The organism is Terasakiella pusilla DSM 6293 (assembly GCF_000688235.1).
GTDB classification, from domain to species: domain Bacteria; phylum Pseudomonadota; class Alphaproteobacteria; order Rhodospirillales; family Terasakiellaceae; genus Terasakiella; species Terasakiella pusilla.
The window spans coordinates 17,315-42,005 of the sequence record NZ_JHYO01000028.1; the positions used below are offsets into that span (position 1 = coordinate 17,315).

26 protein-coding genes are annotated in these 24,691 nt (G+C 50.8%); 19 read left to right on the plus strand and 7 right to left on the minus strand.

All coding sequences use genetic code 11. The annotated features are described in order from the left end of the window. The first annotated feature begins 26 nt into the window (after positions 1–26). From Q397_RS0116215 to Q397_RS0116245, 7 genes are all read left to right on the plus strand, one after another. Positions 27–431, plus strand: a complete 405-nt coding sequence (locus Q397_RS0116215; protein ID WP_028880311.1) for a F0F1 ATP synthase subunit epsilon — start codon at positions 27–29, stop codon at positions 429–431. 120 nt (positions 432–551) lie between these two features. Then, the gene (locus Q397_RS0116220) at positions 552–791 is read left to right on the plus strand and encodes a hypothetical protein (protein WP_028880312.1); all 240 of its coding nucleotides are present in this window, start codon (positions 552–554) and stop codon (positions 789–791) included. Positions 792–907: 116 nt separating this feature from the next. Further along, positions 908–1,582 carry a 23S rRNA (adenine(2030)-N(6))-methyltransferase RlmJ gene (rlmJ, locus tag Q397_RS23020; protein ID WP_169738007.1) on the plus strand — a complete coding sequence of 225 codons (675 nt, stop codon included), beginning with the start codon at positions 908–910 and terminating at the stop codon, positions 1,580–1,582. Then, positions 1,579–1,956, plus strand: a complete 378-nt coding sequence (locus tag Q397_RS0116230) for an MmcQ/YjbR family DNA-binding protein (RefSeq protein ID WP_028880313.1) — start codon at positions 1,579–1,581, stop codon at positions 1,954–1,956. Before rlmJ ends, Q397_RS0116230 begins: the two co-directional genes overlap by 4 nt. Before the next feature lies 1 nt (position 1,957). Next, positions 1,958–2,443, plus strand: coding sequence for a DUF6653 family protein (locus tag Q397_RS0116235; RefSeq protein ID WP_028880314.1), 486 nt, complete (start codon positions 1,958–1,960; stop codon positions 2,441–2,443). 117 nt (positions 2,444–2,560) lie between these two features. Next, positions 2,561–2,881, plus strand: coding sequence for a hypothetical protein (locus tag Q397_RS0116240; protein ID WP_156950753.1), 321 nt, complete (start codon positions 2,561–2,563; stop codon positions 2,879–2,881). A gap of 13 nt (positions 2,882–2,894) precedes the next feature. Then, a complete protein-coding gene (locus Q397_RS0116245; RefSeq protein ID WP_028880316.1) occupies positions 2,895–4,355 on the plus strand; it encodes a methyl-accepting chemotaxis protein in 1,461 nt (486 codons plus the stop codon). A gap of 49 nt (positions 4,356–4,404) precedes the next feature. On the opposite strand, the gene Q397_RS0116250 is transcribed toward Q397_RS0116245, so the two are convergent. Together Q397_RS0116250 and arfB are read right to left on the minus strand one after the other, a co-directional pair. Next, entirely contained in the window at positions 4,405–5,025 is a 621-nt protein-coding gene (locus Q397_RS0116250) for a LysE family translocator (RefSeq protein ID WP_028880317.1), read from the minus strand. A gap of 84 nt (positions 5,026–5,109) precedes the next feature. Next, positions 5,110–5,532, minus strand: a complete 423-nt coding sequence (arfB, locus tag Q397_RS0116255; RefSeq protein ID WP_028880318.1) for an alternative ribosome rescue aminoacyl-tRNA hydrolase ArfB — start codon at positions 5,530–5,532, stop codon at positions 5,110–5,112. A gap of 148 nt (positions 5,533–5,680) precedes the next feature. Here arfB and Q397_RS25055 point away from each other — a divergent pair, with 148 nt between their 5' ends. The 3 genes from Q397_RS25055 (at position 5,681) to Q397_RS23025 (ending at position 8,416) form a co-directional block, all read left to right on the plus strand. Further along, the gene (locus tag Q397_RS25055) at positions 5,681–5,845 is read left to right on the plus strand and encodes a hypothetical protein (protein ID WP_156950754.1); all 165 of its coding nucleotides are present in this window, start codon (positions 5,681–5,683) and stop codon (positions 5,843–5,845) included. A gap of 208 nt (positions 5,846–6,053) precedes the next feature. Further along, positions 6,054–8,045, plus strand: coding sequence for an ATP-binding protein (locus tag Q397_RS0116265; protein ID WP_028880319.1), 1,992 nt, complete (start codon positions 6,054–6,056; stop codon positions 8,043–8,045). Beyond that, the gene (locus tag Q397_RS23025; protein ID WP_051610183.1) at positions 8,042–8,416 is read left to right on the plus strand and encodes a response regulator; all 375 of its coding nucleotides are present in this window, start codon (positions 8,042–8,044) and stop codon (positions 8,414–8,416) included. Before Q397_RS0116265 ends, Q397_RS23025 begins: the two co-directional genes overlap by 4 nt. Positions 8,417–8,516: 100 nt before the next feature. On the opposite strand, the gene Q397_RS0116275 is transcribed toward Q397_RS23025, so the two are convergent. After that, positions 8,517–8,699, minus strand: a complete 183-nt coding sequence (locus tag Q397_RS0116275) for a DUF1328 domain-containing protein (protein ID WP_028880320.1) — start codon at positions 8,697–8,699, stop codon at positions 8,517–8,519. 207 nt (positions 8,700–8,906) lie between these two features. Between Q397_RS0116275 and Q397_RS0116280 the strand changes: the two genes are divergently transcribed. The 5 genes from Q397_RS0116280 to Q397_RS0116300 all read left to right on the plus strand — a co-directional run bounded on the left by Q397_RS0116280 (position 8,907) and on the right by Q397_RS0116300 (position 12,758). After that, a complete protein-coding gene (locus tag Q397_RS0116280) occupies positions 8,907–9,626 on the plus strand; it encodes a response regulator transcription factor (protein WP_038014408.1) in 720 nt (239 codons plus the stop codon). 64 nt (positions 9,627–9,690) lie between these two features. Next, positions 9,691–10,614 (plus strand): LysR family transcriptional regulator, encoded by a 924-nt coding sequence (locus Q397_RS0116285; RefSeq protein ID WP_028880322.1) that lies wholly within the window; start codon positions 9,691–9,693, stop codon positions 10,612–10,614. A gap of 111 nt (positions 10,615–10,725) precedes the next feature. Continuing rightward, entirely contained in the window at positions 10,726–11,364 is a 639-nt protein-coding gene (locus Q397_RS0116290; RefSeq protein WP_038014410.1) for a glutathione S-transferase family protein, read from the plus strand. A 3-nt stretch (positions 11,365–11,367) separates the two neighbouring features. Beyond that, positions 11,368–12,279 (plus strand): pyridoxamine 5'-phosphate oxidase family protein, encoded by a 912-nt coding sequence (locus tag Q397_RS23030; RefSeq protein ID WP_051610186.1) that lies wholly within the window; start codon positions 11,368–11,370, stop codon positions 12,277–12,279. 14 nt (positions 12,280–12,293) lie between these two features. After that, positions 12,294–12,758 carry a nuclear transport factor 2 family protein gene (locus Q397_RS0116300; protein WP_028880324.1) on the plus strand — a complete coding sequence of 155 codons (465 nt, stop codon included), beginning with the start codon at positions 12,294–12,296 and terminating at the stop codon, positions 12,756–12,758. 17 nt (positions 12,759–12,775) lie between these two features. Here the strand turns inward: Q397_RS0116300 and uvrB are convergent, their stop codons facing one another. Further along, positions 12,776–14,890 carry an excinuclease ABC subunit UvrB gene (gene uvrB / locus Q397_RS0116305; protein WP_038014412.1) on the minus strand — a complete coding sequence of 705 codons (2,115 nt, stop codon included), beginning with the start codon at positions 14,888–14,890 and terminating at the stop codon, positions 12,776–12,778. 132 nt (positions 14,891–15,022) lie between these two features. On the opposite strand from uvrB, the gene ppk2 reads away from it, so the two are divergent. The 4 genes from ppk2 to Q397_RS0116325 all read left to right on the plus strand — a co-directional run bounded on the left by ppk2 (position 15,023) and on the right by Q397_RS0116325 (position 21,405). Then, the gene (gene ppk2 / locus Q397_RS23035; protein ID WP_084149093.1) at positions 15,023–16,033 is read left to right on the plus strand and encodes a polyphosphate kinase 2; all 1,011 of its coding nucleotides are present in this window, start codon (positions 15,023–15,025) and stop codon (positions 16,031–16,033) included. Between the two features lie 191 nt (positions 16,034–16,224). Next, the gene (locus tag Q397_RS0116315) at positions 16,225–17,427 is read left to right on the plus strand and encodes a pyridoxal phosphate-dependent aminotransferase (protein ID WP_028880326.1); all 1,203 of its coding nucleotides are present in this window, start codon (positions 16,225–16,227) and stop codon (positions 17,425–17,427) included. Between the two features lie 40 nt (positions 17,428–17,467). Next, positions 17,468–19,321, plus strand: coding sequence for a putative bifunctional diguanylate cyclase/phosphodiesterase (locus tag Q397_RS23040; protein ID WP_051610188.1), 1,854 nt, complete (start codon positions 17,468–17,470; stop codon positions 19,319–19,321). Positions 19,322–19,701: 380 nt separating this feature from the next. Further along, positions 19,702–21,405: a methyl-accepting chemotaxis protein gene (locus tag Q397_RS0116325; RefSeq protein ID WP_028880327.1), complete on the plus strand. Its 1,704-nt coding sequence runs from the start codon at positions 19,702–19,704 to the stop codon at positions 21,403–21,405. A gap of 51 nt (positions 21,406–21,456) precedes the next feature. Here Q397_RS0116325 and Q397_RS0116330 read toward each other — a convergent pair whose 3' ends face one another. Genes Q397_RS0116330 through Q397_RS23045 form a run of 3 tightly spaced genes read right to left on the minus strand, consistent with a single transcriptional unit; the run spans position 21,457 to position 24,606 of the window. Continuing rightward, on the minus strand, positions 21,457–22,314 hold the full coding sequence (locus tag Q397_RS0116330) for an isocitrate lyase/PEP mutase family protein (RefSeq protein ID WP_028880328.1): 858 nt from the start codon (positions 22,312–22,314) through the stop codon (positions 21,457–21,459). Between the two features lie 4 nt (positions 22,315–22,318). Next, positions 22,319–23,722: a malonyl-CoA decarboxylase gene (locus Q397_RS0116335; protein WP_051610191.1), complete on the minus strand. Its 1,404-nt coding sequence runs from the start codon at positions 23,720–23,722 to the stop codon at positions 22,319–22,321. Continuing rightward, positions 23,722–24,606 (minus strand): serine/threonine protein kinase, encoded by an 885-nt coding sequence (locus Q397_RS23045; protein WP_084149094.1) that lies wholly within the window; start codon positions 24,604–24,606, stop codon positions 23,722–23,724. Before Q397_RS23045 ends, Q397_RS0116335 begins: the two co-directional genes overlap by 1 nt. Positions 24,607–24,691 lie beyond the last annotated feature (85 nt).

Sequence of the window (24,691 nt, forward strand, 5' to 3'; positions counted from 1 at the left end):
GTAACAACTAGCCAGGAGACAACACTATGAGTGATACAGTTCTGTTCGAACTCGTTTCCCCGGCCAAGCTGCTTCTGTCAGAAGAAGTCGAAATGGTTGTGGTTCCGGGTGGCGAAGGTGACTTCGGTGTTCTGCCCGGACACACGCCGATGCTGACGACAGTACGTCCCGGCATTATCGACATCTATGAGAACGACAAAGTTGTCAAAAGCATTTTTGTCGTCGGCGGTTTTGCTGAAGTTTCTGAAGAACGCTGTGCCGTTCTCGCTGAAGAAGCAATCGCGGTTGACGAACTCGACCGCGACAACGCCGAAGCCCGTTTGCAAAAAGCGACTGATGCGCTGAATGCTGCGGAAAGCGACGTTGCCAAACAAGCAGCCGAGCGTGAATTACGCGCTGCGGAAGCTATGGTTGCGGCTTGTGATGCTTAAGTAAGCGTCATAGAGACAAGATCGAAAAGGGCGTGTGGTTTTTTCCATGCGCCCTTTTTCTTTGACACATCCCATGAACAGTCATAGCCTATCCCAATGCATTTTTTAAGGGAGGCTCTGATGTCCAAGTCTATTGAATATAAAGATTTCGTCAGCTATCGCGCCAAGCTTCATCTTGCGCTTGATGATCTTAAAAAAGATAAGAAATCCGCCGCCAGCAACCGCCTGCGCGCTGTCAAAAAGCACCTTGATGACCTAGAAAGCCTGCGCAACGACCTCAACTGCGAAAGCATCGGGCGGCTTAATCATTTACAAAAGATGACCCGTGAAGTAGACGGTATCCTCCATCCATCAAAATAAAGTTGACCCTTATGCTAAGCTATCAACACGGATACCACGCCGGCAACTTCGCCGACGTTCATAAACACACGGCTCTTTGCTCTATTATTGATCATTTCAAGGATCATAAAAAGGTCGTGACCTTTCTTGATAGCCATAGCGGACGTGCCCTCTACGACCTAAGTGACGAGCAAGCGCAAAAGACCGGCGAATGGAAAGACGGCATCGGTAAAATCCACAACCAAGCCGTCAAAAACGATTTACTGAAACGCTATCTCGCGACCCTTGAGGCCTTTCAGGAAAATCATACCCCCCAGACCTATCCCGGCTCCCCGGCTCTTGTAAAACAACTCATGCAGCCCAATCAGCGCGCAGTGTGTTTTGAACTTCACCCCGCAGAATTTGAGGTTCTTCAAAGCCACTTATCAGAAGATCAACGCTTCCGTCTGGTCAATAAAGATGCGCAGCAGTTCCTCATTGATTTCCTGCCCGCGCGTCAGTCGGACGGGGCGCTGCTGATTGATCCCTCCTATGAGATTAAAGACGACTATTCCACCATCGCCCGCCTGACCAACAACGTTCATAAACGTTGGAAAGCCGGTGTCATCATGGTCTGGTACCCGATGTTACCCGAAGGCCGTCACGAAACACTCAAGGCAGACCTCAAAGATGCCGTGTTCTACGAACTGATCGGGCCTGAGCGCGCGCGCGGTATGTACGGCACCGGCCTTGCCGTCCTCAACGCCCCGGACGGTTTCCATGAAAGCTTCACCGCAGCGACCGAAGAAATGAAGGAGCTTCTCTTTCCATGACCCGTGATGAATTTGATGTATATTGCAGCCACTTAAAAGCCACCACCCACATTGTACAATGGGGAGATGCCAGCGTCTGGAAGGTGGGCGGCAAGGTCTTTGCTATTGCGCCCGCCACCACCGCCGCCGCGGACAACGTTCAGGTCAGTTTTAAATGCAGTCCGTCCCTCTATGACATTTTGCAAGAACTTGACAGCTTTCACCCTGCCCCCTATCTGGCACGGGGAAACTGGATCCAGACCAAAGAACCGGACGCGATCAGTGATGAGGACTTAAAAGACTATATTCAACAATCCTACCAAATCATCGTCGCAAAACTCACCAAAGCCCAACGCAAGGAGCTTGGTCTGGATAGCCTAAACGAGACGAAGTGACATGTATAAACTGTCAGAACAGCTGATGCAGATGAATGAGGGTGCCTGGAAACGCCATGCCAACCCCCTAAGCGTCTATACCCGCTACACAGCCCTGCCGTTTCTCGCGCTCTCTGTCTGGAGCCGCTATTGGCTGGGATGGGATGCCCTTTATCCCCTGCTTGCCACTTTTTTGTGGATCTGGCTGAACCCACGCCTGTTCCCCGCCCCCAAATCACTTGATAGTTGGGCCTCGCGGGGGGTGATGGGCGAGCAACTGTTTCTCAACCGGGCTCAACTGGTTTTGCCTAAATCCCTTCTACAAGGCGTGCACAACTGGACGGCCCTGTCCGTCGTCGGCGTAATCGCCATGATGTATGGACTGTGGCAATTCAACCTGATCGTCACCCTCGCGGGCATGATCGTAGCCATGGTTGCCAAAACCATTTTCCTCGATCGTATGGTCAAACTCTATGATCATGTCAACGCGGCTACGACCAAAGAATAGTACTTAAGCCCCTACCCATCTGATCCAAAATGTCCGTCTCATACGTAAGCACTATTGTAAATTAGTCATTCAGACTATAATGAAGTCCCTCTTTCCAATTAGGACATGTACCTCGATATGTTTGTCAGCGAAGAAAGCAGAGCAATCGCTGCTGCCCTTATCTTTGGCTTGCTGGGTCTTCTCGCCCTTGCCTGGGTGGCGACCAAAGCAAATGACAGCCAGAAGCCCATCGCTTTGATCTTTCCCTCTTGGTTTGAAAGAGAACAGAGCTTCGCGGCAATCGCGCAGGCAGAAGGTACGTTAATCCGATATGGTGCAACAGAAAATGTCATCGTCGCACAGTTTAACAGCCTCTCTCTCGACGACATCAAAAATATAACCGGCGCAATCGGTATCCTGGACCCGCTTGCCGCGGGATCCTGCAACGTACTCCAATAACGAGGAACCAGCCATGAACGATATTCAATCCCTACAGGTCAGTACGGCAAAGTATCTTATCCCGTATCTTTTCCTGCATATCCCGCTGGTGTGGGTCAGTGGACTTGTTACGGGCAATGATATTCTGCCCGCTTTAATCCTGACGACCCTTTTTAGCGCCATCCCGCTGATTATGAAATGGGTCAAGGGTGCGGACAGCCAGTATACTATCTTCAGTTCCTCGGTCGCCTTTATGCTGATTATCGCTGTTATGGTCTATGCGTTTCGCGGGCATCCTTGGCAGATCGATATTCATATGTACTTCTTTGCCGGTCTCGCCATGCTTCTGGGTTTTTCCAACTGGAAAGCCTTTATCGTCGCAACCGCCGTCATCGCCGCACATCACCTTGTTCTCAATCTGACCTTGCCCTATTGGGTCTTCCCCGAAGGTGCCAGCATCGTGCGTGTGTTGCTTCATGCCGTCATCGTAATCCTTGAGACCATCGTTCTTGTTATCGCGACGATGAAACTGACCTCCGCCCTTCAGGCTGCACAGATTGCCAAAGACAATGCAGAAAAGGCCGAAAAGCAAGTACAAGAAGCCGGTGCACGCCAGCAGAAACAAGAAGCAGACCAAAGACAACAGCGTCAAATTGATCGCCAGAATGTGGCCCGCACCTTTGAAAAGGAAGTTGGCGCCATTATCCATGCGGTAAAATCAGCCTCCAACGAATTGCAGGAACTGGCAAGCGGCATGTCAGAGGCCGCCACACAGGTCGGTGAAAATGCGGCTCAAGCCTCTGCCGCCTCCAACACCATTGCACAACAGGTCGATGTGGTGGCGGCAGCATCCACCGAACTTTCCGCCTCCATCTCCGAGATCTCTCATCAGGTGAATGAATCGAGCGCGATTTCCTCCGACGCAGCCGACCTCAGCACAAACTCGACCCAGAACGTGCGCAGCCTCTCCAGCCGGGTGAACGAAATTTCCGAGGTCGTCAACCTGATTTCAAACATCGCCAACCAAACCAACCTCCTCGCACTCAACGCCACCATTGAAGCCGCGCGTGCCGGTGAGGCAGGCAAAGGGTTCGCCGTTGTCGCAAGTGAAGTGAAAAACCTTGCCAGCCAGACCGCCCATGCTACCGAACAGATTGAACAACAGATCAACGCCGTTGTGGGCGCAACAGATGAAACCGTGCGCGGTATAACGGAAATTCACAGTTCCATTACACGGGTGCAGGAAACCGCGACCACCATCTCCGCCGCCATTGAACAACAGCGTGCGGCGACAGAAAATATCGCCCGCAACGCAACACAAACCGCCGATGATGTGACGCATGTCGCCAACACCGTCAATTCTGTTCAGGAGGGCAGCCGTACAAACATTGACCGCGCCCAAAGAGTCCTGCAAGCCTCAGAAGCGCTGCAACAACAAGCTGACAGGCTCGACACCCAAGTGGACAATGTCCTGCTAAAAATGCGGGAAAGCTAATCTGAAGAAAAAAGGCTGATGTCCTAGAAAGGATCGTCAGCCTTTTTTCTTATTGGTCTTCCACCGCCATGGCAACACCGGCCCCCACCAGCAAACCGCCGGACAGGGTATTCAAAACCTTCAACGGCATGGCTGACTTAAACAGGGTCTTGGCCTTTGCTGCGCTCAACGCCCAGCCAAAATTCATCAGCGCAAAAGTGGTCGGCACCAAAAACGCCGCCAAAAATGTGTCGGTAAAACTGAGAGCCTGCACATCAATAAAGGTCGGCAGAAAACCGACATAAAAAGCCACCAGCTTCGGATTGCCCAAGGTCACCAACAGGCCTGACATAAACCCGGCGCCTTTGCGGGAGGATTTAGGAATGTGAATTTCTTGATTTTGCGCCATGGCATGACGGATCGCCCCAATCCCCAGATAAATCAGATAAGCCGCCCCGACATATTTGATCACCAGAAAAACAGTCGAATATGTCGCCGCCACATAACCAAGGCCGGAGACGGCAGCTAACAACCACGCCAGATCCCCAACAAAGACCCCTGCCAAAAACCCAAAGGTCGAGCGCACACCGCTATATAAAGCCCGTCCCACCAAAGCCGCAACAACCGGACCCGGCACCAGCCCCAATACAGCTGTGGCCAGAACCAACGCAATCAACGCCTGTACGTCCATTTTCGTCTCCCATTCTGTTCAGATGGGGGAAAGCGTACCATTTTTTTCTAATAAACCAAGAAGAAAGCCACAGGCCGTTCACAATTAAAAGTCGATACGAACCTTCGCGCGAGTCTTTTTAACATCCCCACGCTTTACCTTACTTTCCACCCGTTTGCGCTTGGCAGCGAGGGAGGGTTTCGTCTTGCGACGCTTCTTCGGCGCAACGGCGGCTTTTTGCAGCATCTCGACCAAACGATCCAGCGCGTCTTTACGGTTTTGTTCTTGTGTGCGAAAACTATGGGCCGTGAGCACAATCACCCCGTCCTGTGTCATGCGCCGCCCCGCCACCTTTTGCAGCCGCAAAAAAATTGCATGGTTCAGGCTGGGGCACTGACGGGCGTTAAAGCGCAACTGCACCGCCGTCTCCGTCTTATTCACCTTCTGCCCGCCCGCGCCGGGGCTGCGGATGAATTTTTCCTCTATCTCATCTTCTTCCAGCGAAATCGTATCGGTGATGCGGATCATGCCTTGGGCCTTATCTTGTCTTTATGCTTTTTTTATCAAATGCGCCCCTGCACCGTACTGCATCCTGAAGCACATTCAAATAGGATTAAGACTGTGTTGATCACAAAGTCAACCACCGCCGATCTATTTGAACGAATGAAGGAGAAAGATGATGAACAATACTATTCTGTTAGGCCTGATCCTTGTAGGCGTCCTGATCATTGGCGGGGTTGTCATTCACGAAGCGAACGAAACACCCTTAGAAAGCGCCGGCGAAGCCCTTGAACAAGCCGCCGATGATGTGGGCGACGCCATCACCGAGTCAACAAACTAGCACCAAGCTCTCTAAAGAGTGCCCTCCTCTAGAGTGAGTTTACAGAACTGTTGCCTCGTGTTCTCCCACACACCTGCAGCGATCCGGTCTCCCCAACCGGATCGCTGTTTTTTTGCTATCTTATTGTGAAAAATAGATTCCTTATGGAGATTTTATACAATCGTCGTTATGTTTTTAAAGAACAGATGGCGAGAGGTTTTTTTACGATATGTCGGGTCATTCCCAGATCACAGTCTGCATCGATGCACATACCAAGACCAATATCCTGCTGCGCGCCGCCCAAAGCAGCGCAGAGGAACAGGAACTCCCTTGGTCGGTTTTATATGTGGAAACCCCGAACCACTACCGCGCCAATAAAGAAGAACGGGCACGAATTTTACGGTTCCTCACCCATGCGGAAGCCTTGGGCGCCGTCATCTATCACATCGAAGATACCGACGTCATCAAGGGCATCCACCGTTTCGTTCAAGATTCTTTTCAAACCGAGACACCCGTCACCCATCTGATTGTGGGCGAAAGCAGTCGTGAGGGCGTTTTTGATCAGTTTCGCACCTCCCTCGCACGCAAACTGGTGCGTCAATTGCGAAACCTTCCAACTCAAATTCAAGTGATCCCCCTTGCCAGTCAGGGGTATAAATCTGGCTGGTTTGACAGATTGCCGCGCCCAGATTTCAGTCTCTATAAAATCGCCTTTGCGCTCTTTAGCGTCCTTCTGGCCTATGGGGCTTCAGAACTCTTGCGCAGCAACATCCCGCAGATAGAATGGAAGATCAATTCCCATAATATCGCCGCGTTCTTTTTGCTCGCGACCGTGATTTCAGCCCTAAGATACGGGATGATTGCAGGCCTTGTGTCAGGGATTGCCGGTTTTTCCACCATTAATTATTTTTACACCAAGCCGTTCGAGAAATTTGCCCTGCTTCACACCGGCGATAGCCTGAATCTGACCATCTTTCTGGGGGCGTCCCTCTTCATCTCCTTCCTTGGGGGATATAACCGGGCCAGTCACCTGTCTTTGGTCAAAAAAGAAAAGCGATCTCAGGCACTCTATAAAATCCATCGCCTTGCCAGTGCTGCAACAGAACGAAATGAAGCACTTAAAATCCTGCATGAAGAATTGACCGAACTCCTGGAAATGGAAGTTGCCTTTTTTATGCCCCCTGCCGTCAATCCCAACGCCATTGAACTGGTCCATCCCCAACAAGTCGACTTCAATGACGCAGATCGCAATTCGCTGGAGACATGCTGGGATCAGGTCCGTACCACCGGCCTTGGGACACTTTTTTCGCGCAAGACGAACTGGCGTTTTGAACCCCTGTTGGTTCCCAGCGGGGAAATCGGCGTTATCGGGTTGAAAGTGCCCGCAAACATTCGCTTGGATGCCTCCTTTGGGCGGCTCCTGACCGCGCTTGCCGATCAAGCCGCCAGTATTCTGGAACGGCTGGAACTGGCGCATATGATGTCGGAAAGTCAAATGCGCGAAGAACGCGAGAAATTGCGCGCCATGCTTCTCTCCAGTGTTTCCCATGACCTCAAGACCCCGCTTGCCTCCATCATTGGCAGCCTAAGTGTCTACAAACGTATGAGAAAAAGCGACCGCCTTGTCCCTGAAATCGCAGACGAGTTGACCGACACAGCCTTGTCTGAGGCACAGCGACTGGATAGCTTTATCTCCAATATTCTGGATATGACGCGCATTGAAAGTGGGGATATTACCTTTCAAGCGGAATGGATCGATCCAATGGAGCCGCTTAAGAGTGTCGCCAAACGCCTGAAAAACCGCTTATCTGAACATGACTTGCAAATTATCCGCCCCGATCACGACGTGGAAATCGAAATTGACCTGATGATGACCGAGCAAGTCTTGCAAAACATCCTGGATAATGCGGCAAAATATTCACCGACAGGCACGGTCATTAAAGCAATTATCCGTGCAGAAAACAAAGGTTTCAGCTATATTATTCAAGATCAAGGGCCCGGCATCCCAGAAGAAAACCGCCAATCCGTTTTCGACAAATACGAACGGTTAAAACAAACCGACACCAAAGTTGCAGGAACAGGGTTAGGTCTTGCCATTGCCAAAGCAATTATTGAAAAACAAAATGGTAAAATCCATTTAAGAAACCACGAAGCTGGTGGCGCAGAATTTACCCTGTTTTTCCCGAACGTACGCACCAAGAAAGAGGAGAAGATAAAATGAATTTAGAAGGACGCACTATTCTGGCCATAGATGACGCCCCTTCTATCCTGACCTTTTTGCGGGTTTCCCTGCATGATGAAGGCGCAGATTTCCATGCTGCCTCAACCGCAGAAGAAGGGCTGAAACTCTGTAAAGAATTGTCGCCTGATCTGATTATTCTGGACCTTGGGCTACCAGATAAAGACGGACTGGACCTTCTGCCGGAACTGAAAGAAACACAAGCAGACAACAAACCACCTGTCGTGATCCTGACCGTTCGCAAAGAAAAAGACACCATCAACGCTGCCTATGAAAAAGGCGCGGATGCGTATTTGACCAAACCTTTTATGGTGGAAGACCTGTTGGATATACTGGACCAGAAAATCAACTAACCGCAGTGAACCGCTCAACAAAAAAGCCAGCAGGCCCATAATGCCTCTGGCTTTTTTGTTATGTATAAAAATTAAGGTGCGCTGTTAACGCATCCCCGCTTTACAGTGGTGGGTTAGATCTTCTGCCGGTCAACAGATTGCTCACGAGAGAGAGAACAAACAAGATGACAAAGGCAAAGAACAGAAGCTCCGCCGCCCATGCAAATGTCCCAGCAAGACCGCCAAAACCTAACAGACCGGTTACGACCGCCAACAAGAAAAATGTAATAGCCCAACCGAGCATGATTAACTCCTTTCTTTTCATTTAATATCTGCTTCCTACTATCGCCCTTTCTGACTTAGGAAACTATTCGACGCACGGGCCACACCATAAAAATTGCATAAACAAATATCGAAAATTCGATATCTCACTGCATTTCCTTATGGCTTTCTTATTTTATTGGTCGCTATATTTCTCGCTAGATACATTCTAGTAACCATAGAGGTGGCAATGTCCGAGCCTATCGTGAATAAAAAGAATACCGTTCTGGTCGTCGATGATGAGCCGCAAATCCGCAAATTGCTCAAGATCATTCTGCTGGATGAAGGATTTAAGGTCGAAGAATGTGAAAATGGCGCGCAAGCCGTGCGCATGTCCATTTCCATCAAGCCTGATCTGGTCATTCTGGATCTTGGCCTGCCCGATATGGATGGCAAGGAAGTCATCGACAATATCCGCGAATGGTCACAGGTGCCGATCATTGTCTGTTCTGTGCGCGATAGCGACAGCGAAGTTGTCGATGCCTTGGGGCGCGGCGCGGATGATTATGTCACCAAACCCTTTAACCCGGATGTCTTGATGGCCCGCATCATGGCGAACTTGCGCAAATCCGTAACGCAAGAAGCGGGCGATCCGATCATTGAAAATGGCACCATCAAGATGGACCTGATGCGCCATGAAGTCTTTGTCAAAGGCAAAAGCACCTCCTTTACCCCCAAAGAATATGACCTGCTGCGCTACCTCATGACCAACCGCGGCAAGATGGTCACGCACAAACAACTGTTAAAGGACGTCTGGGGTCCGGCCCATGGCGATGATATCCAGTATCTACGCGTCTATATCAGCCAGCTGCGCGATAAGATCGAACCGGATGCAGACGATCCCACCTATATCGTCACCGAACCCGGTATTGGCTATCGGATGGAATTGATCGAGATTACAAACGGATAATTCTTCCATTTTTCGAGAACAGCGCAGATAATTAGTCTGCGCTGTTTCTTTTTATGGAATGATTATGGATCAACTGTCTGCAATGCTGGTCTTTACCCATGTGGTTGATACCGGCAGTTTTTCGCAAGCTTCCCGTAAGCTCAATATGCCGCTGCCCACCGTCAGCCGCAAAATTGCCGAACTGGAAGATCATCTGGGCGCGCAGCTTTTGACCCGCACCACCCGCAAAATCACCCTGACAGAAAGCGGTGCGCGCTACCTAGAAGCCGCAAGGCGCATCCTCAATGATGTACAGGAGGCCGAACGCCAAGCCTCCAGCGAATATGTGGAACCTGTCGGCACCATGACCCTCACCGCCCCCACTGCCTTTGGGCGGTTGCACATTGTCCCGATCGTGCGTGAATTCCTCAAGGCCTATCCAGAGGTCAATATCCGCCTGCTGCTCTCCGATCACGTCCTGCATCTGTTGGATGAGGAAATTGATCTGGGCTTACGGATCAGCCCGTTGCATGACAGTACCATGATGATTAAACCCTTAGGCCATGTACAGTTTATCCATTGCGCCAGTCCCAGCTATATTGAAAAAGTGGGCCTGCCCCCGACATTAGACAACCTTGATCGTTTCGACCTTATCTCCTTTGGTCCCATTGACCTGAGGCCGGAATGGACGTTTATCACGGACAATAAGCCCAAAACCTGTCCGATCCTGCCCCGCCTGACCCTCAATTCCGCCGAATCTGCTGTGGATTGCTGCATCGATGAAGCGGGCCTCACCCGTGTTCTCTCCTACCAAGCCGCGCAACAAATCGCAGACGGCAAGCTAATCCGCGTGCTGACTGACGAAGAAACACCACTGATCCCCGTGCATTTTATCTACACCCAGCGCCGCCTTGTCCCCTTAAAACTGCGCACCTTTATTGATTTTGCCGCGCCTCGCCTCAAAGCGAGATTACGTACGGTCGCGGCCCAATGCGGCTTCGATTATTAATTCCAAAAAATGGAATAATTATTTTCAAAACTAACAGATTATCTTATTTAATATAAAAATATAAAACGTCAGGCATGTTCTTCCTCCCAAACAAACGGAGCCAAACACGCCATGACAAACGCCCTTTTCCCTGCCAACGCAGCGCCAATCAAACTTTACGGTCTGGCCCTGTCCGGTCACACACACCGCGTCCGTCTGATGCTGTCTCTGCTCGACCTCCCTTATGAAGAGATCGTGGTCGATGCCGCCAATCGTGCTCACAAAACACCCGACTATCTTGCAAAGCACCCCTTTGGTCAGGTCCCGTTATTGGATGACAATGGCACCGTCCTTTGGGACTCCAATGCCATCCTGATCTATCTGGCTGGCACCTATGACACCGAAAACATCTGGCTGCCCAAAGACCCGCTGGCAGCTGCCAAAGTCCAGCAATGGTTAAGTGTCGCGGCGGGCCCGATCTTTAACGGGCCGTGTGTTGCCCGATTGGTAAAGCTTTTCAACGCCCCTTACGATCCCGATAAAGCCATCGAAAGTGCCCACACGACATTGGCGATCATGGACGATTACCTGCAAGACAAAGCCTTCCTTTGCGCAGAACGGCCGACCTTGGCGGATATTGCCTGCTATAGCTACATCGCCCATGCTCCGGAAGGTGGGGTGGACCTAAGCGCCTATAGCTCACTCAAAAACTGGTTGGCGAAGATTGAAGCCCTGCCACGTTTCATCCCCATGCAATCAACGAAAGTGTGACTCATGAACGGGCTTTCAAAACAGTCACTGGCCCCGCCGCCGTTCCATGACGGGGAAAAAACCATCCAGTCGCGCCTTGGTGTTCGCGAAAGGGTTGCTCAGATCGGTGCGCGCTTCATCCGGCGATTTCTGCCGGATCAGCACCGCGACTTTTATGCCAATCTAGGCCATATCTACGTCGCCGCATTAGATAAAACGGGCGCGCCTTGGGCCAGTCTTTTCCTTGGAAAGCCCGGTTTCATCACCTCGCCAAGCGATAGAGGGATAGAGATCCATGCCCCCTTACCCCATGGCGATGCACTGGACGGACAGTTAAAAACAGGTCGCAAAATCGCCCTTTTGGGCATCGACCTTGCCACCCGCAGACGCAACCGCCTCAACGGATTGATCAGCGACAAGACGGATAACAGGATCACAATTGATGCAGAACAAAGCTTTGGCAATTGCCCCAAATATATCCAGCGTCGCCAGCTGGAGATTACCCCACCGGCCCGTCCTACACAGCCGATAGAGGAACGGGATCATTTACCATCAGACCTCCAAGCCCTCATCACCCAAGCAGATGTTTTCTTTATTGCGTCACGATCTCAAGACATGGATATCCGACACGAAAACGGGCTTGATATCTCCCATCGCGGCGGACCGCCGGGGTTTGTCACGGTGGTAAATCCACAGACCCTGACCTTTGAAGATTTTCCCGGCAATAACTTTTTTAACACCTTAGGCAACATCCAATCAGATCGCCGTGTCGGCTTGCTGTTTCTGGATTTTACCAAAAACCGCCTGATCCAAATCACCGCGTGGGCCAGCATTTTATGGGAAGCGGAAAACCGCACCATCCAACTGGACCTCAAACGCATCCTCATCAACCCCAACATCACACTTACACAAACGCCGCTAGAGAAAGCGAAATAGAAAGGTTTAATCCTATGTCACGACCACCCCTTCCCCCATTTAACGAAGCCAGCGCCATCGAAAAAGTCCGCCTTGCCGAAGATGGCTGGAACACCCGCGATCCAGAAAAAGCATCCCTCGCCTACACGGTAGACAGCCGTTGGCGCAACCGTGCGGAATTTGTGCAAGGTCGCGCAGATATCCAAGCCCTGCTTACACGCAAATGGAACAAGGAACTGGACTATCGTCTGGTTAAGGAACTATGGGCTTATACAGACAACCGCATTGCTGTGCGCTTTGCCTATGAATATCGCAACGACAGCAATCAATGGTTCCGTGCCTATGGCAACGAAAATTGGCAATTTGATGAAAACGGCCTGATGGAATGGCGCGTCGCCAGCATCAATGAACATCCCATTGAGGAAAGCGAGCGCAAATTCCTTTGGCCCATCGGTCGCCGCCCCGATGATCACCCCAGCCTGAGTGATCTCGGTTTCTAAGATTACGCCCCCAAAACTCAGGGGCCGCGACGTTTCTTCGTCTTTTTACCGGCCCCTGCTTTTTGGGCAGCACCCTTCGCCACCCCGGCGCGATCCAGGCCCAACTCGGATGCCTCCAGACGGCGGATTTCATCGCGCAGGCGGGCCGCTTCCTCAAACTCAAGGTTGGCGGCGGCCTCTTTCATACGTTTATCCATATCGGCCAGCACGGTCTTCAGGTCTTTACCGACCAGATGCTTGTCACCAGCCGCCCCTGTATCCACCGTCATATAGTCATTTTGCGATACATCATCCAATACGTTGGAGATGTTGGACTTGACCGTCTGCGGCGTAATGCCATGGGCTTCGTTATAGGCCTGCTGCTTGGCGCGTCTGCGGTTGGTTTCCCCAATCGCATAATCCAGACTGTCGGTCATCTTGTCGGCATAGAGGATCACCCGCCCACTAATATGACGCGCCGCGCGCCCGATGGTCTGGATCAAGGATCGTTTGGAGCGCAAGAACCCTTCTTTATCCGCATCCAAAATCGCAACCAGCGAACATTCCGGGATATCCAGCCCTTCTCGCAGCAAGTTGATACCGACCAGCACGTCAAACGCCCCAAGGCGCAGATCGCGGATAATCTCGATCCGTTCCAGCGTCTCAATGTCACTATGCATGTAACGCACCCGAATCCCCTGTTCATGGAAATATTCCGTCAGGTCTTCCGCCATGCGTTTTGTCAGGGTGGTGACAAGCACACGTTCGCCTTTGGCTGCCGTCTGCTTACATTCATCCAGCAGGTCATCCACCTGAGTCTCCACCGGACGCACAATGGTGATCGGATCAATCAGACCTGTCGGGCGGATCACCTGTTCGGCAAAGACACCGCCCGTGCGTTCCAGTTCCCAATCCCCGGGTGTGGCCGACACATAGACCGTTTGCGGGCGCATCTGATCCCATTCTTCAAACTTCAAAGGGCGGTTATCCACGCAAGACGGCAAGCGGAAGCCATACGATGCCAGTGTGCTTTTGCGATTATAGTCCCCCCGATACATGCCGCCGATTTGCGACACGCCCACATGGCTTTCGTCCACAAATAACAACGCATCATCGGGCAGATATTCAAACAAGGTGGGGGGCGGCTGGCCCGGTGCGCGGTCGGTTAGATAGCGCGAATAGTTTTCAATCCCCGAACAGAAGCCCGTGGTTTCAATCATCTCCAGATCAAAGGTCGTGCGTTCCTGGATACGTTGGGCTTCCAGCAATTTGCCATTTTCCTGAAACCACGCCACGCGCTCTTTCATCTCTTCCTTAATTTTTTTGGAAGCCTGCATCAAGGTCGGGCGCGGGGTCACATAGTGACTGTTGGGATAAATGGTGATGCGATCCAACGTGGTGATTTTCTCCCCCGTCAGCGGATCAAATTCCCAGATTTCCTCCAACTCCTCCCCAAAGAAAGACAGGCGCCACGCGCGATCTTCAAAGTGGGACGGGAAAACTTCCACAATATCCCCGCGCACCCGAAAGGTGCCGCGATGGAAATTGTTGTCGTTGCGTTGATATTGCAGCTCGACCAGCGCTTTCATCATGTCGCGCACGTCATATTCTTCACCAGCTTCCACACCCAGCGTCATTTCCGCATAAGTTTCCACCGCACCGATGCCGTAGATACAGGACACGGAAGCCACGATGATGGTGTCGCGATATTCCAGCAAGGACCGTGTCGCGGAATGACGCATGCGGTCGATCTGTTCGTTGATGGAACTGTCTTTTTCGATATAGGTGTCCGTCTTCGGGACATAAGCTTCCGGCTGGTAATAGTCATAGAAGGAAACAAAATATTCCACGTGGTTGTCGGGGAAAAAATGTTTCATCTCGCTATAAAGCTGGGCCGCCAATGTTTTGTTGGGGGCAAGAACAATGGCCGGACGTTGCATCTGTTCAATCACATGGGCGACGGTAAAGGTCTTCCCCGACCCGGTTACGCCCAGCAACACCTGATCACGTTCGCCTTCTTCAATGCCTTTGACCAAATCGGCGATGGCATCGGGTTGGTCCCCGCTGGGTTTAAAATCGCTGACGAGCTTAAACGGCTTCCCGCCCCGCGGGATCGGTCGTTTAACGGGTGTGAATATCGGTACATTTTCCATGTTTCCAGATATAGTCAACTGCACTTGTTTTGACCAGTGGCTTTTAAAGTGACTTTTTGACATATATCATACAAAACAATCATAAACCTGCTACATTCAGATAATACCAACATATCATCATCGGAGAGCTATATGAGCGTAAAAAAAGAAAAAACAACACTTGAGCAAACAACAGCCGAGATTGTTCAACTGGATGCGGAAACCCTTGATGATGAGCTGATCGAACAAGAGATGATCGCAACCGATGACCTTGAAAAAATCAAACCCGCCGGACGGGATGCAGAAAAGTTCAAGGGAAAGAAAAACGCGAAAGCCGTCCTGAACAAGATGGGCAACGGTCTGATCGGTGGCATTCCCATTGACCAGCTCGATGGACTTGATGCCCCTGTTGGCAAACTCAAAACCGCGGACTATCTGGAAATCATCGCCCCGCTGCATGTCGAGCTGCTGAAAATGCAAAACTCCGTCAAAGAAAGCGGGCAAAAAATCCTGTCCATTTTTGAAGGACGCGACGCCGCAGGCAAAGGCGGCACCATCAAGCGCTTTATCGAACACCTCAACCCACGGGGATGCCGTGTCATCGCCCTTGAAAAACCAACGGACCGGGAACGTACCCAATGGTACTTCCAACGCTACGTAAACCACCTGCCCGCGGGCGGTGAAATCGTGCTGTTTGACCGGTCGTGGTACAACCGCGGTATGGTGGAACGGGTCATGGGCTTTTGCGAGCCGGAAGAGGTCAAAGAGTTCCTGCGCTCCGTCCCTGAGTTTGAACGTATGCTCTATCGCTCCGGCCTGAAGATGTTCAAATTCTATTTTTCAGTCAGTAAAGAAGAACAGGCGCGCCGTTTTGCCAGCCGTGCGGATGATCCGTTAAAACAGTGGAAACTGTCCCCGGTGGATAAAGAATCGCAAAATAAATGGGCCGATTACACCAAAGCAAAAGAAGATGTCTTCTTCTACACCGATACAAAAGAAGCCCCTTGGACCATCGTTAAATCCGATGATAAGAAACGCGCCCGTATCAACGCCATTCGATATTACCTCAGTAAAGTCGAGTATGAGGGCAAAAAAGACGAACTTCTTCAATGGGATCCGCGCATTATTCGGACCACGGATGAAGAACTGGACGTCGAAGATTAAAAAGCGACAAAAGGCATCCTGCGGGGTGCCTTTTTTTCTGCCGCCAAGTCCCTTTGAAATAATTGATCTTTTTGTCACAAAACTGTCCATTTGGTCTTGCGTCCCATTTCGGGCAGGCGTAGGGTCGACCTGTTTTGAAGGGATAGCCTTCGTTTTTTTACACTCACCTATTCGAAAAGGTCTGTAGCACTATGTCTTTTCTTGCTGACAAATTGTCTCGCATCAAACCTTCACCGACCATCGCCGTTTCTACCAAAGCTGCTGAATTGAAAGCTGCCGGTCGTGACGTCATTGGCCTTGGCGCTGGCGAGCCCGATTTTGATACACCGCAACACATCATTGATGCGGCAATCAAAGCAATGAATGAAGGCAAGACGCGTTACACGGCAGTTGCCGGTACACCGGAACTGCGCAAAGCCATTTGCGACAAGCTGAAACGCGACAACGACCTGACCTACACACCTGACCAGATCACGGTCGGTTGCGGCGGTAAGCAAACCATCTATAACGCCCTGATGGCGACCCTCAACGATGGCGATGAAGTGATCATCCCTGCCCCGTACTGGGTGTCTTATCCGGATATTACCCTGTTAGCAGGGGGCGTGCCTGTCACCGTTGCGTGCACAGCAGAACATAACTTCAAGCTGCAAGCTGCTGATCTGGAAGCGGCGATTAGCGACAAAACAAAATGGGTGGTTCTGAACTCCCCTTCCAACCCGACAGGCGCGGCTTATTCTCATGACGAGATGAAAGCCCTAACCGATGTGTTGTTAAAGTACCCACACGTCCATATCATGACCGACGATATGTACGAACTCATCACCTATGATGATTTCAAGTTCGTCACACCGGCGCAGGTTGAACCGAAACTGTTTGACCGTACCCTGACCTTGAACGGTGTGTCCAAGGCTTATTGCATGACAGGCTGGCGTGTCGGCTATGCGGCTGGTCCGCTTGACTTGATCAAAGCGATGAACAAGATCCAGTCTCAAAGCACAACTCACACTTGCTCGATTGCGCAAGCGGCAGCGGTTGAAGCCCTGAACGGCCCGCATGACTTTGTTGCCAAACATAACGAAGTCTTTAAAGGGCGCCGTGATCTGGTTGTTAAAATGCTGAACGAAGCCGAAGGTCTGGACTGTAAAACACCTGAAGGCGCATTTTACGTCTACCCAAGCTGCGCAGGCGTGATCGGCAAAAAGACACCGGACGGCAAGGTAATTGAAAATGACGAAGATTTCGTCACCTACCTGCTGGAAACAGAAGGGGTTGCCGCCGTTCATGGGGAAGCCTTTGGCCTGTCACCGCACTTCCGTGTCTCCTACGCGACAAGCAATGCGGCCCTGACAGAGGCCTGCAAACGCATTCAACGTGCATGTGCAGCCCTGTCCTAGAATACACTCGCCTATAAGATAAAATGTGCGCAGGATTATTATGCTCCTGCGCACATTTTTTATCTATGCAGAGCATGACAAGCCCTTTATGCTATCAACCACAGCATACCAAACGGACTTGATCTCGCGCATGAATGATGAAGTAGCAAACCTCCGAAAAGAGCTCGCGGCCCTAAAAGGCCAGATGGTCGCCCAACGTCGGGAACTGTCACGCTATCGTATGCTCTCTTCTGTCTTTCAGTCCGCAACTCAACCGATTGCCCTCATTAACGCAAACTTTCAGATCCTCAATGTCAATCCGGCCTTTTGTGAGCTGACCAAGTATAATGACGACGAGGTGATCTATTTTCCCATCAACGGAATGATCGCCCATCACAAACGTCAGGAGCTTTGGCCCCCTGTTCAAACCAGCCTGGAACAAGAAGGTCATTGGGAAGGACTGCTGTGGCAGGAAAGCAAAACCGGTCACGTCTATCGTGTACAGGTCCATATTCAAAGTCTGGATACAGAAGATTTAACCCAGGCCAAATATGTCTTCTTCTTCCATGATGTCACCCATCAAAAAGAAACCGAAGAACAGCTTCAGCATCGTAGTAATTACGACCTGATCACGGATCTGCCCAACTGGAACCTGTTTCTCAATCACTTTATCAGTGCGCTTTATGTGTCCGGTCAGGAAGGCACACAGACGGCCCTGCTGTTTATCGGACTGGATGGGTTTAAGGTCATCAACGATACCATGGGCTACACCATCGGTGACAAACTATTGCAAGAGGCCGCCCTACGGTTTGAACGGACCATCCCCGAACAGGGGACCATTGCCCGCTTTAGCGGGGATCAGTTCACCGCCGTCCTGCCCGACATCAAAAGCTCCGAAGACCTTGTTGTCATTGCCCATGATATTCTAGAAGCGCTGGAACGCCCGTTCGAGATTGAAGATGAAGAAATTTTTGTCTCCTGCTCCATTGGCATCTGCACATGGCCCGGCGATGGCGATGACGTCGAAACACTGCTACGCAATGCCGACAGTGCCATGCATAAAGCCAAAGAAAACGGACGCAACACGTTCCATTTCTTCACCCCTGATCTCGATGCCAAAGCGCAGGCCAAACGTGCGCTTGAACGCGATTTGCGGCGCGCCGTGCGTACCTTTGACGAATTCCATCTGGTCTATCAACCCATCGTGGATATGAAGACCGGACTGATGAAAAGCGCCGAAGCCCTGATCCGCTGGCACAGTGCCGAGCGCGGGCTTGTGTCCCCCGATCAGTTCATCCATCTGGCAGAACGCAACAATCTAATCCTACCTATCGGGGAATGGGTATTAGAAACCGCCTGCCGCGAAATTCAAAACTGGACCCAGCAAACGCAAGACCCGTTCCGCGTCAGTATCAACCTCTCCAGCCGACAGTTTCAGGAAGACGACTTGCCCCAGATCGTCCAGAACGTGTTGGACCGGACGGGCTTTGACCCCAATCAACTCTCCCTCGAGATCACCGAAACATTGATGATGGAGAATTTGGATGAGGCTCTCAAGATGCTGCACGAACTGAAAGCCATGGGCGTGCGCCTGTCTATTGATGATTTCGGCACAGGCTATTCCAGCCTGAACTACCTAAAAAGCTTCCCCCTCGACACCCTGAAGGTGGACCGTATGTTCGTGCGCGACGTCACCACCAATCCAGAAGACGCCGCCATGGTCACAGCCATCCTCCATATGGCAGAGAGCCTCGGACTGGAAGTTGTCGGCGAAGGGATTGAAACCATCGAACAAAGCAATTTCCTGCTGGAAAAAGGCTGCCTGTTAGGACAAGGCTATTACTTCAGCCGCCCCTTGCGCATTGAAGAGTTCAACACATTTGCGCAAACCCAAAAGCAAAAGATGTTCGTCTAATCCTCCCCTTGCCCCTCCCTGCCCCCCTTTTTTAAGGGGCGCATAGCTGTACGACTCCGCTTTTCAATCTACTCATACGAGTGAAATAACAATTTTTTATGGTTATTCACTTGATTTAAAAAACTAATGGAGGTACGTATCTTTCCCTAGGCAGAAATACAAAATATTACTGTTTAATAGTAAAGGTCTAAAAAGAGATATAAGGCATTGAAAATAATAAATAAAATTTCACATAAAATTTATGACATTTTGTGCAATATTTTGAAATATAATGACATGGTATCCCTTCCGATAAGAATGCTAGACTTTAATAATTTCAAAGTATTAGACGCTTTAAGTAAAAAACAAACTATTCTTCAATTTAATTAAGGATCAGGAAAATGGTTGTCGATAAATTAAAAGTTGCATCCAAAATTTGGTTGCCTGCAATTATTTTCAGCATCGCCTTAATTGCCGTTGCTGCCATCAGCGCTCAGACATTCAACCGCACCCTTCTGCAAGACAGACAAGATAAAGTCCGAACTCTTGTAGAAACCGCCTATAGCATTGTTGAGCATTATTCAGAACTTGCAAAAGTAGGAACCCTACCGGAAGAAGAAGCCAAGACATTGGCAAAAGAAACTATCCGCAGTATTCGCTATGATAAGACGGAATACTTCTGGATTAACGATCTCAACCAGATCATGCTGATGCACCCGATCAGCACGAAACTTGAAGGTAAAAACCTCAGTACACTGGAAGACAAAACCGGTAAAAAATTCTTTGCCGAGTTTACAACTATCGTAAAAGCCAATCCAGAAGGTGGTTTTGTAAACTACTTTTGGCCCAAAGCAGGCTTTGAAGAACCGGTCGAAAAAATCTCTTACGTCAAACTTTCTAAAGAATGGGGCTGGATCATCGGCACCGGGCTCTACATTGATGACGTAGATACCGCATTTTGGGCAGAGTTCAAAGTCTTTGCCAGTATCGTTATCGTAACACTCGTCGTTGCGGGTGCCATCTCATGGATGGTCGCCAAAAGCCTGTCCAATGGTCTTACGTCACTGGCAGGCCAAATGAGCGTTCTCGCCAGTGGAGACAACACCATCGAAATTACCGGACAATCCCGTGTTGATGAAATTGGTGACATGGCCAAAGCCGTTGAGGTCTTCAAACAAAACGCCCAAGAAAATGATCGTATGCGCGTGGAGCAGGAAGACAGCCGGCAACGCCAAGCACAAGAGCGTAAATCCAGCCTGCTGACCCTTGCCGACGAACTGCAAACCCGGATGCGCGGCGTTATCGACAATATGGCGGGCACCGTTCAAAGCGTGGGCACCTCTGCCGTTCATATGTATGAAAACGCCGATAAGACGAACCAGCAAAGTACAGAGGTTTCCAGCATCTCCGAACAAACTTCCGCCAACGTCCAAACTGTTGCAGCCGCCGCCGAAGAACTAAATGCCTCCAGTAGTGAAATTGGCCGTCAGGTCGAACACACCAACCAAACCGTTCAGGCCGCAGCCAGCGAAGCCGATCAAACCAATATTGTTATTCAGGGGCTGAGTGGGGCTGCTGCTAAAATTGGTGAAGTCGTCAATATGATCCAGAATATTGCGGAACAGACCAACCTGCTAGCCCTCAACGCCACCATTGAGGCCGCACGTGCTGGCGAAGCGGGCAAAGGCTTTGCGGTTGTCGCAAGCGAAGTCAAAAACCTTGCCAACCAAACCGCCAAAGCGACCGACGAAGTTTCCCAACAGATTGCCACAATCCAAAATGAAACCGATCGTGCGGTTGAGGCGATTAAGGGAATTTCAAGTACCATCAACGATGTTCACGATGCCTCCGGCGCCATCGCTGCCGCGGTGGAAGAACAACATGCGGCCATTCAGGAAATTAGCCGGAACGTGCAGGAAGCTGCGCGCGGCACACAAGAAATTTCCAATCATATTGCCGCTGTCTCCGAAGATGCCCACCTGACGATGACCTCCGCAAACGAGGTCAAAGACGCCAGCGCCAGCCTCACCCATTCTGCGCAGGAACTGGATACCACCATGCAGAGCCTGCTCAACGACATGCGGGAAAAAGCCAATCACGGCTAACCCTTTATAACAAAAGGCCCGATCTGATGTAGGATCGGGCCTTTTTTCTTTTTAAGACACTTTGTATTTTTCTTCCGCCGCGTAATAGTCGGGGAAACCGATCACGTCTTGCAGATGTTCAAAACTCGCCAGATTTTCTGGATGACGATTGCTTTTTAAATCTTCCAGCGCCTGCTCCATCGCTTTCATGGCAGAAAGCATCAGCGTCAAGGGGTAAGCCGCGATCTTAAAGCCCATAGCTTGGAGTTCTTCCGGCGGTAGAACAGGTGTTTTCCCCTGTTCCACCAAGTTTGCCATTTTCGGCCCACGGATCTCATCACAGAACAGCTGCATTTCTTCACGCGATTGCGGGGCTTCCAAAAACAGGATATCTGCGCCGATCTCTTCAAAGGCACGCATCCGTTTAAGGGCTTCGTCCATCCCTCTCGCTTCACGCGCGTCCGTGCGGGCCATAATCAAAATATCCGCCCCTTCCTTACGGGCATCGACGGCGGCCTGAATACGCATGCAGGCTTCATCAAACTCTACCGTTGACTTGCCTTTGGTATGTCCACAGCGTTTCGGGGAAATCTGATCTTCGATCATGATGCCCGCAAAACCGGCTTGCGCATAGCCCTGAACCGTGCGTTTCACGTTCAACGCATTGCCATAGCCTGTGTCGCCATCGCCGATGACCGGCAAGTTGGTCGCCTGACAAATGGAACGCCCTTGATCCACCATCTCGCCATAAGACAGCAGGCCCGTATCCGGCATACCGCCCCGCGCAGCCGAAACGGAAAAACCACTCATAAACGTCAAGGGGTAGCCTGCACGTTCCACCAACTTTGCACTCATCCCGTCAAAACAACAGGGCATTCTCAAAAATTCGTCACTTTGCAACAGGGCACGCAGTTTAGCAGCAGGGCTCACAGACTTATCCTTTCTTGAGAGCTTTCACCTGCGATGACGCTGAAATTTTGCCATCCAGACTATAAAGCTCATGATTTTTTTCAATATCTTTAAGCTTATAAAGATAATTGATCATCATACCAGCAGATTGTGCCATCCCTTTTTTCGAGATATCCCCCATCCAGTTGATCCGTTCCATCCGGGCCCCATTACTGAGGTGAAAATGGGCAACGGGATCAAGCGGGCGCGTCCCTTTGCGTTTGGCATCCATGAGATAGCGCGCGCACAGACGCATCAATGGTTCCTTCAAGGCATCTGCGGCTTGTGGGTCGTCTTTCCAAGAGGCCGTCTCCAACAGATGTTTCAAGCCGCCTTTCGGCCCTTTTTGACCACTGGCTTTTTTCAGGGCGTTGCGTTCTTTCGGGTTCAACAGCGTGCTATCCCCTTCTGACAAAGTTTGATCCAGCCATTTGGTAAAGCCAGGGATCGGCGACAGGGTCGCAAAGTTTTTAAGGTTCGGCATATCCTTGGAGATATGGGCCACTACTTTCTTGATCAAAAAGTTACCAAAACTAATCCCCGCCAAGCCCGCTTGCGCGTTGGAAATAGAATAAAAAATCGCCGTATCCGCCTCCTCTGGATCAAGCAAAGGCGCATCCTCGTCGAGCAATTCCTGAACATTATCCGACATGCCATTAACCAAAGCGACTTCCACAAAGATCAACGGCTCGTCCGGCATATTGGGATGAAAAAAGGCAAACAGGCGACGATCGCGCGCAAGTCTGTTCTTCAGATCATTCCAGCTTGTAATGGAATGGACCGCCTCATATTCTGTGATTTTCTCCAAAACAGAGGCAGGGGACGACCATGTCAAACGACGCAGTTCCAGAAAGCCGACATCAAACCACGAGATCAGCAAATCCTTCAAATCGCGTTCCAGTACTTTTAGGCGACTGTCCTTTTTCGACATTTTCATCACATCAGCGCGCAGGTCCACCAGAAACTTCACCCCTTGCGGCAAGGCGTTAAACTGACGCAACAGCTTCATGCGCGCAGGTTCCAACGCCCGTCTTAATTCATTCTCGCCCGTCTGACGCGTTTCGGCATCCTGTGCAGACTGATAGGCTTTCAGCGCTTCATCCACACGGGTTTGATCGGTAGCAAAATCATCAATCAGGATATTCAAAAACCGGATACGGCCCGTTTCATTCAAATTCAAATAGGCTTGGCCCAGTTGAGCAGCACGCGAGCGTGCCGACACTTCGCCGCCCTTGGCCTCCAGACAGGTTTGCATCTGTTTGCGCACTAAAGCCTGCTGCGAGTCGGGCAGGTCGGGCGCCAACTGAGTCAGATTATCGTCTTCTCCCCCCATGGCGATTTCTTTCCACGGAAATTTCCAGTTTTTAATCTTTTCCAGTAAGTCAGCCATTATGCTCCCCTGTTTCTATTGAGTTTTGCCCGGATCGGTCCCAGTTCCTTGAGAACATCCAACGCGTGGGCAGGTCGACGCTTGAGTTTGCGCGACATCATGCGCATGATCAGGTCGTTCAGCTCATCCGGCACACCGTCCGCCTCTTCCTGCGGGCCACTTAGCACACCGGAAGGAAGGTCCCCCGTCATCATGCGATACCCCAAAACACCCAAGGCAAACACATCCGCGCGCGCATCCACCTCGGCTGCATTACGTCTTTGTTCCGGTGCGAGATATTCTCGTGTTCCGACCCAATATCCAGACATCGATTCTTCACTTTCCGGTGCCTTCATCAAGCCCGGATCACACAATTTAACTAAGCCGCTATGCAGTCTTGTCAAGAGCACGTTGCCCGGTTTTATGTCGCGGTGCACCATACCCCGCCCATGGAACGCACTTAAGGCACTGGCCAGTTGAACCATCAACTCAACAGAACGCGCAACACCGATCCTTGTCGCCTTTGGCGCAGTCCTCAGTTCGGGGGCATATCCCTCCACACCGGGATCAGTCCCGATCTCGTACAACAAACAGGTCTCGACAAACGGCATGACATAAAAAGGTCGTCCCTCAATTGACGACAACTCGCGTACCGCAATCACATGGGGGTGATCAATCTGCGCCAAAATACGGACCTCGCGCATAAATCGGGTCCGCCAATTGTCCAGATCATAGGGCAATGCGTCCAAAAGTCTCTTTTTAGGGTTAAACACCTTAATGGCAACGCGTGTTTCCAGATCAGGATCAAAACATTCATAAAGATCGGAACTCCCGGTCGAGCGTACCAGACGCTTGACCTCAAACTTTCCAATCTTTTCATACTCGGCAACGGGCATTTTTCTCATGATGGATAGAAGACCAAATTTACACCTTTCGGGCAATCAAAAAGGCCGCCGATTTTCACCGGCGACCTTTTCTTTTTCTTTAAGC

Coding starts and splice junctions, on each gene's coding strand:
- Q397_RS0116215 (WP_028880311.1), top strand. CDS start 27: ATGAGTGATACAGTTCTGTTCGAACTCGTTTCCCCGGCCAAGCTGCTT.
- Q397_RS0116220 (WP_028880312.1), top strand. CDS start 552: ATGTCCAAGTCTATTGAATATAAAGATTTCGTCAGCTATCGCGCCAAG.
- Q397_RS0116230 (WP_028880313.1), top strand. CDS start 1,579: ATGACCCGTGATGAATTTGATGTATATTGCAGCCACTTAAAAGCCACC.
- Q397_RS0116235 (WP_028880314.1), top strand. CDS start 1,958: ATGTATAAACTGTCAGAACAGCTGATGCAGATGAATGAGGGTGCCTGG.
- Q397_RS0116240 (WP_156950753.1), top strand. CDS start 2,561: ATGTTTGTCAGCGAAGAAAGCAGAGCAATCGCTGCTGCCCTTATCTTT.
- Q397_RS0116245 (WP_028880316.1), top strand. CDS start 2,895: ATGAACGATATTCAATCCCTACAGGTCAGTACGGCAAAGTATCTTATC.
- Q397_RS0116250 (WP_028880317.1), bottom strand. CDS start 5,025: ATGGACGTACAGGCGTTGATTGCGTTGGTTCTGGCCACAGCTGTATTG.
- arfB (WP_028880318.1), bottom strand. CDS start 5,532: ATGATCCGCATCACCGATACGATTTCGCTGGAAGAAGATGAGATAGAG.
- Q397_RS25055 (WP_156950754.1), top strand. CDS start 5,681: ATGATGAACAATACTATTCTGTTAGGCCTGATCCTTGTAGGCGTCCTG.
- Q397_RS0116265 (WP_028880319.1), top strand. CDS start 6,054: ATGTCGGGTCATTCCCAGATCACAGTCTGCATCGATGCACATACCAAG.
- Q397_RS23025 (WP_051610183.1), top strand. CDS start 8,042: ATGAATTTAGAAGGACGCACTATTCTGGCCATAGATGACGCCCCTTCT.
- Q397_RS0116275 (WP_028880320.1), bottom strand. CDS start 8,699: ATGCTCGGTTGGGCTATTACATTTTTCTTGTTGGCGGTCGTAACCGGT.
- Q397_RS0116280 (WP_038014408.1), top strand. CDS start 8,907: ATGTCCGAGCCTATCGTGAATAAAAAGAATACCGTTCTGGTCGTCGAT.
- Q397_RS0116285 (WP_028880322.1), top strand. CDS start 9,691: ATGGATCAACTGTCTGCAATGCTGGTCTTTACCCATGTGGTTGATACC.
- Q397_RS0116290 (WP_038014410.1), top strand. CDS start 10,726: ATGACAAACGCCCTTTTCCCTGCCAACGCAGCGCCAATCAAACTTTAC.
- Q397_RS23030 (WP_051610186.1), top strand. CDS start 11,368: ATGAACGGGCTTTCAAAACAGTCACTGGCCCCGCCGCCGTTCCATGAC.
- Q397_RS0116300 (WP_028880324.1), top strand. CDS start 12,294: ATGTCACGACCACCCCTTCCCCCATTTAACGAAGCCAGCGCCATCGAA.
- uvrB (WP_038014412.1), bottom strand. CDS start 14,890: ATGGAAAATGTACCGATATTCACACCCGTTAAACGACCGATCCCGCGG.
- ppk2 (WP_084149093.1), top strand. CDS start 15,023: ATGAGCGTAAAAAAAGAAAAAACAACACTTGAGCAAACAACAGCCGAG.
- Q397_RS0116315 (WP_028880326.1), top strand. CDS start 16,225: ATGTCTTTTCTTGCTGACAAATTGTCTCGCATCAAACCTTCACCGACC.
- Q397_RS23040 (WP_051610188.1), top strand. CDS start 17,468: ATGCTCCTGCGCACATTTTTTATCTATGCAGAGCATGACAAGCCCTTT.
- Q397_RS0116325 (WP_028880327.1), top strand. CDS start 19,702: ATGGTTGTCGATAAATTAAAAGTTGCATCCAAAATTTGGTTGCCTGCA.
- Q397_RS0116335 (WP_051610191.1), bottom strand. CDS start 23,722: ATGGCTGACTTACTGGAAAAGATTAAAAACTGGAAATTTCCGTGGAAA.
- Q397_RS23045 (WP_084149094.1), bottom strand. CDS start 24,606: ATGAGAAAAATGCCCGTTGCCGAGTATGAAAAGATTGGAAAGTTTGAG.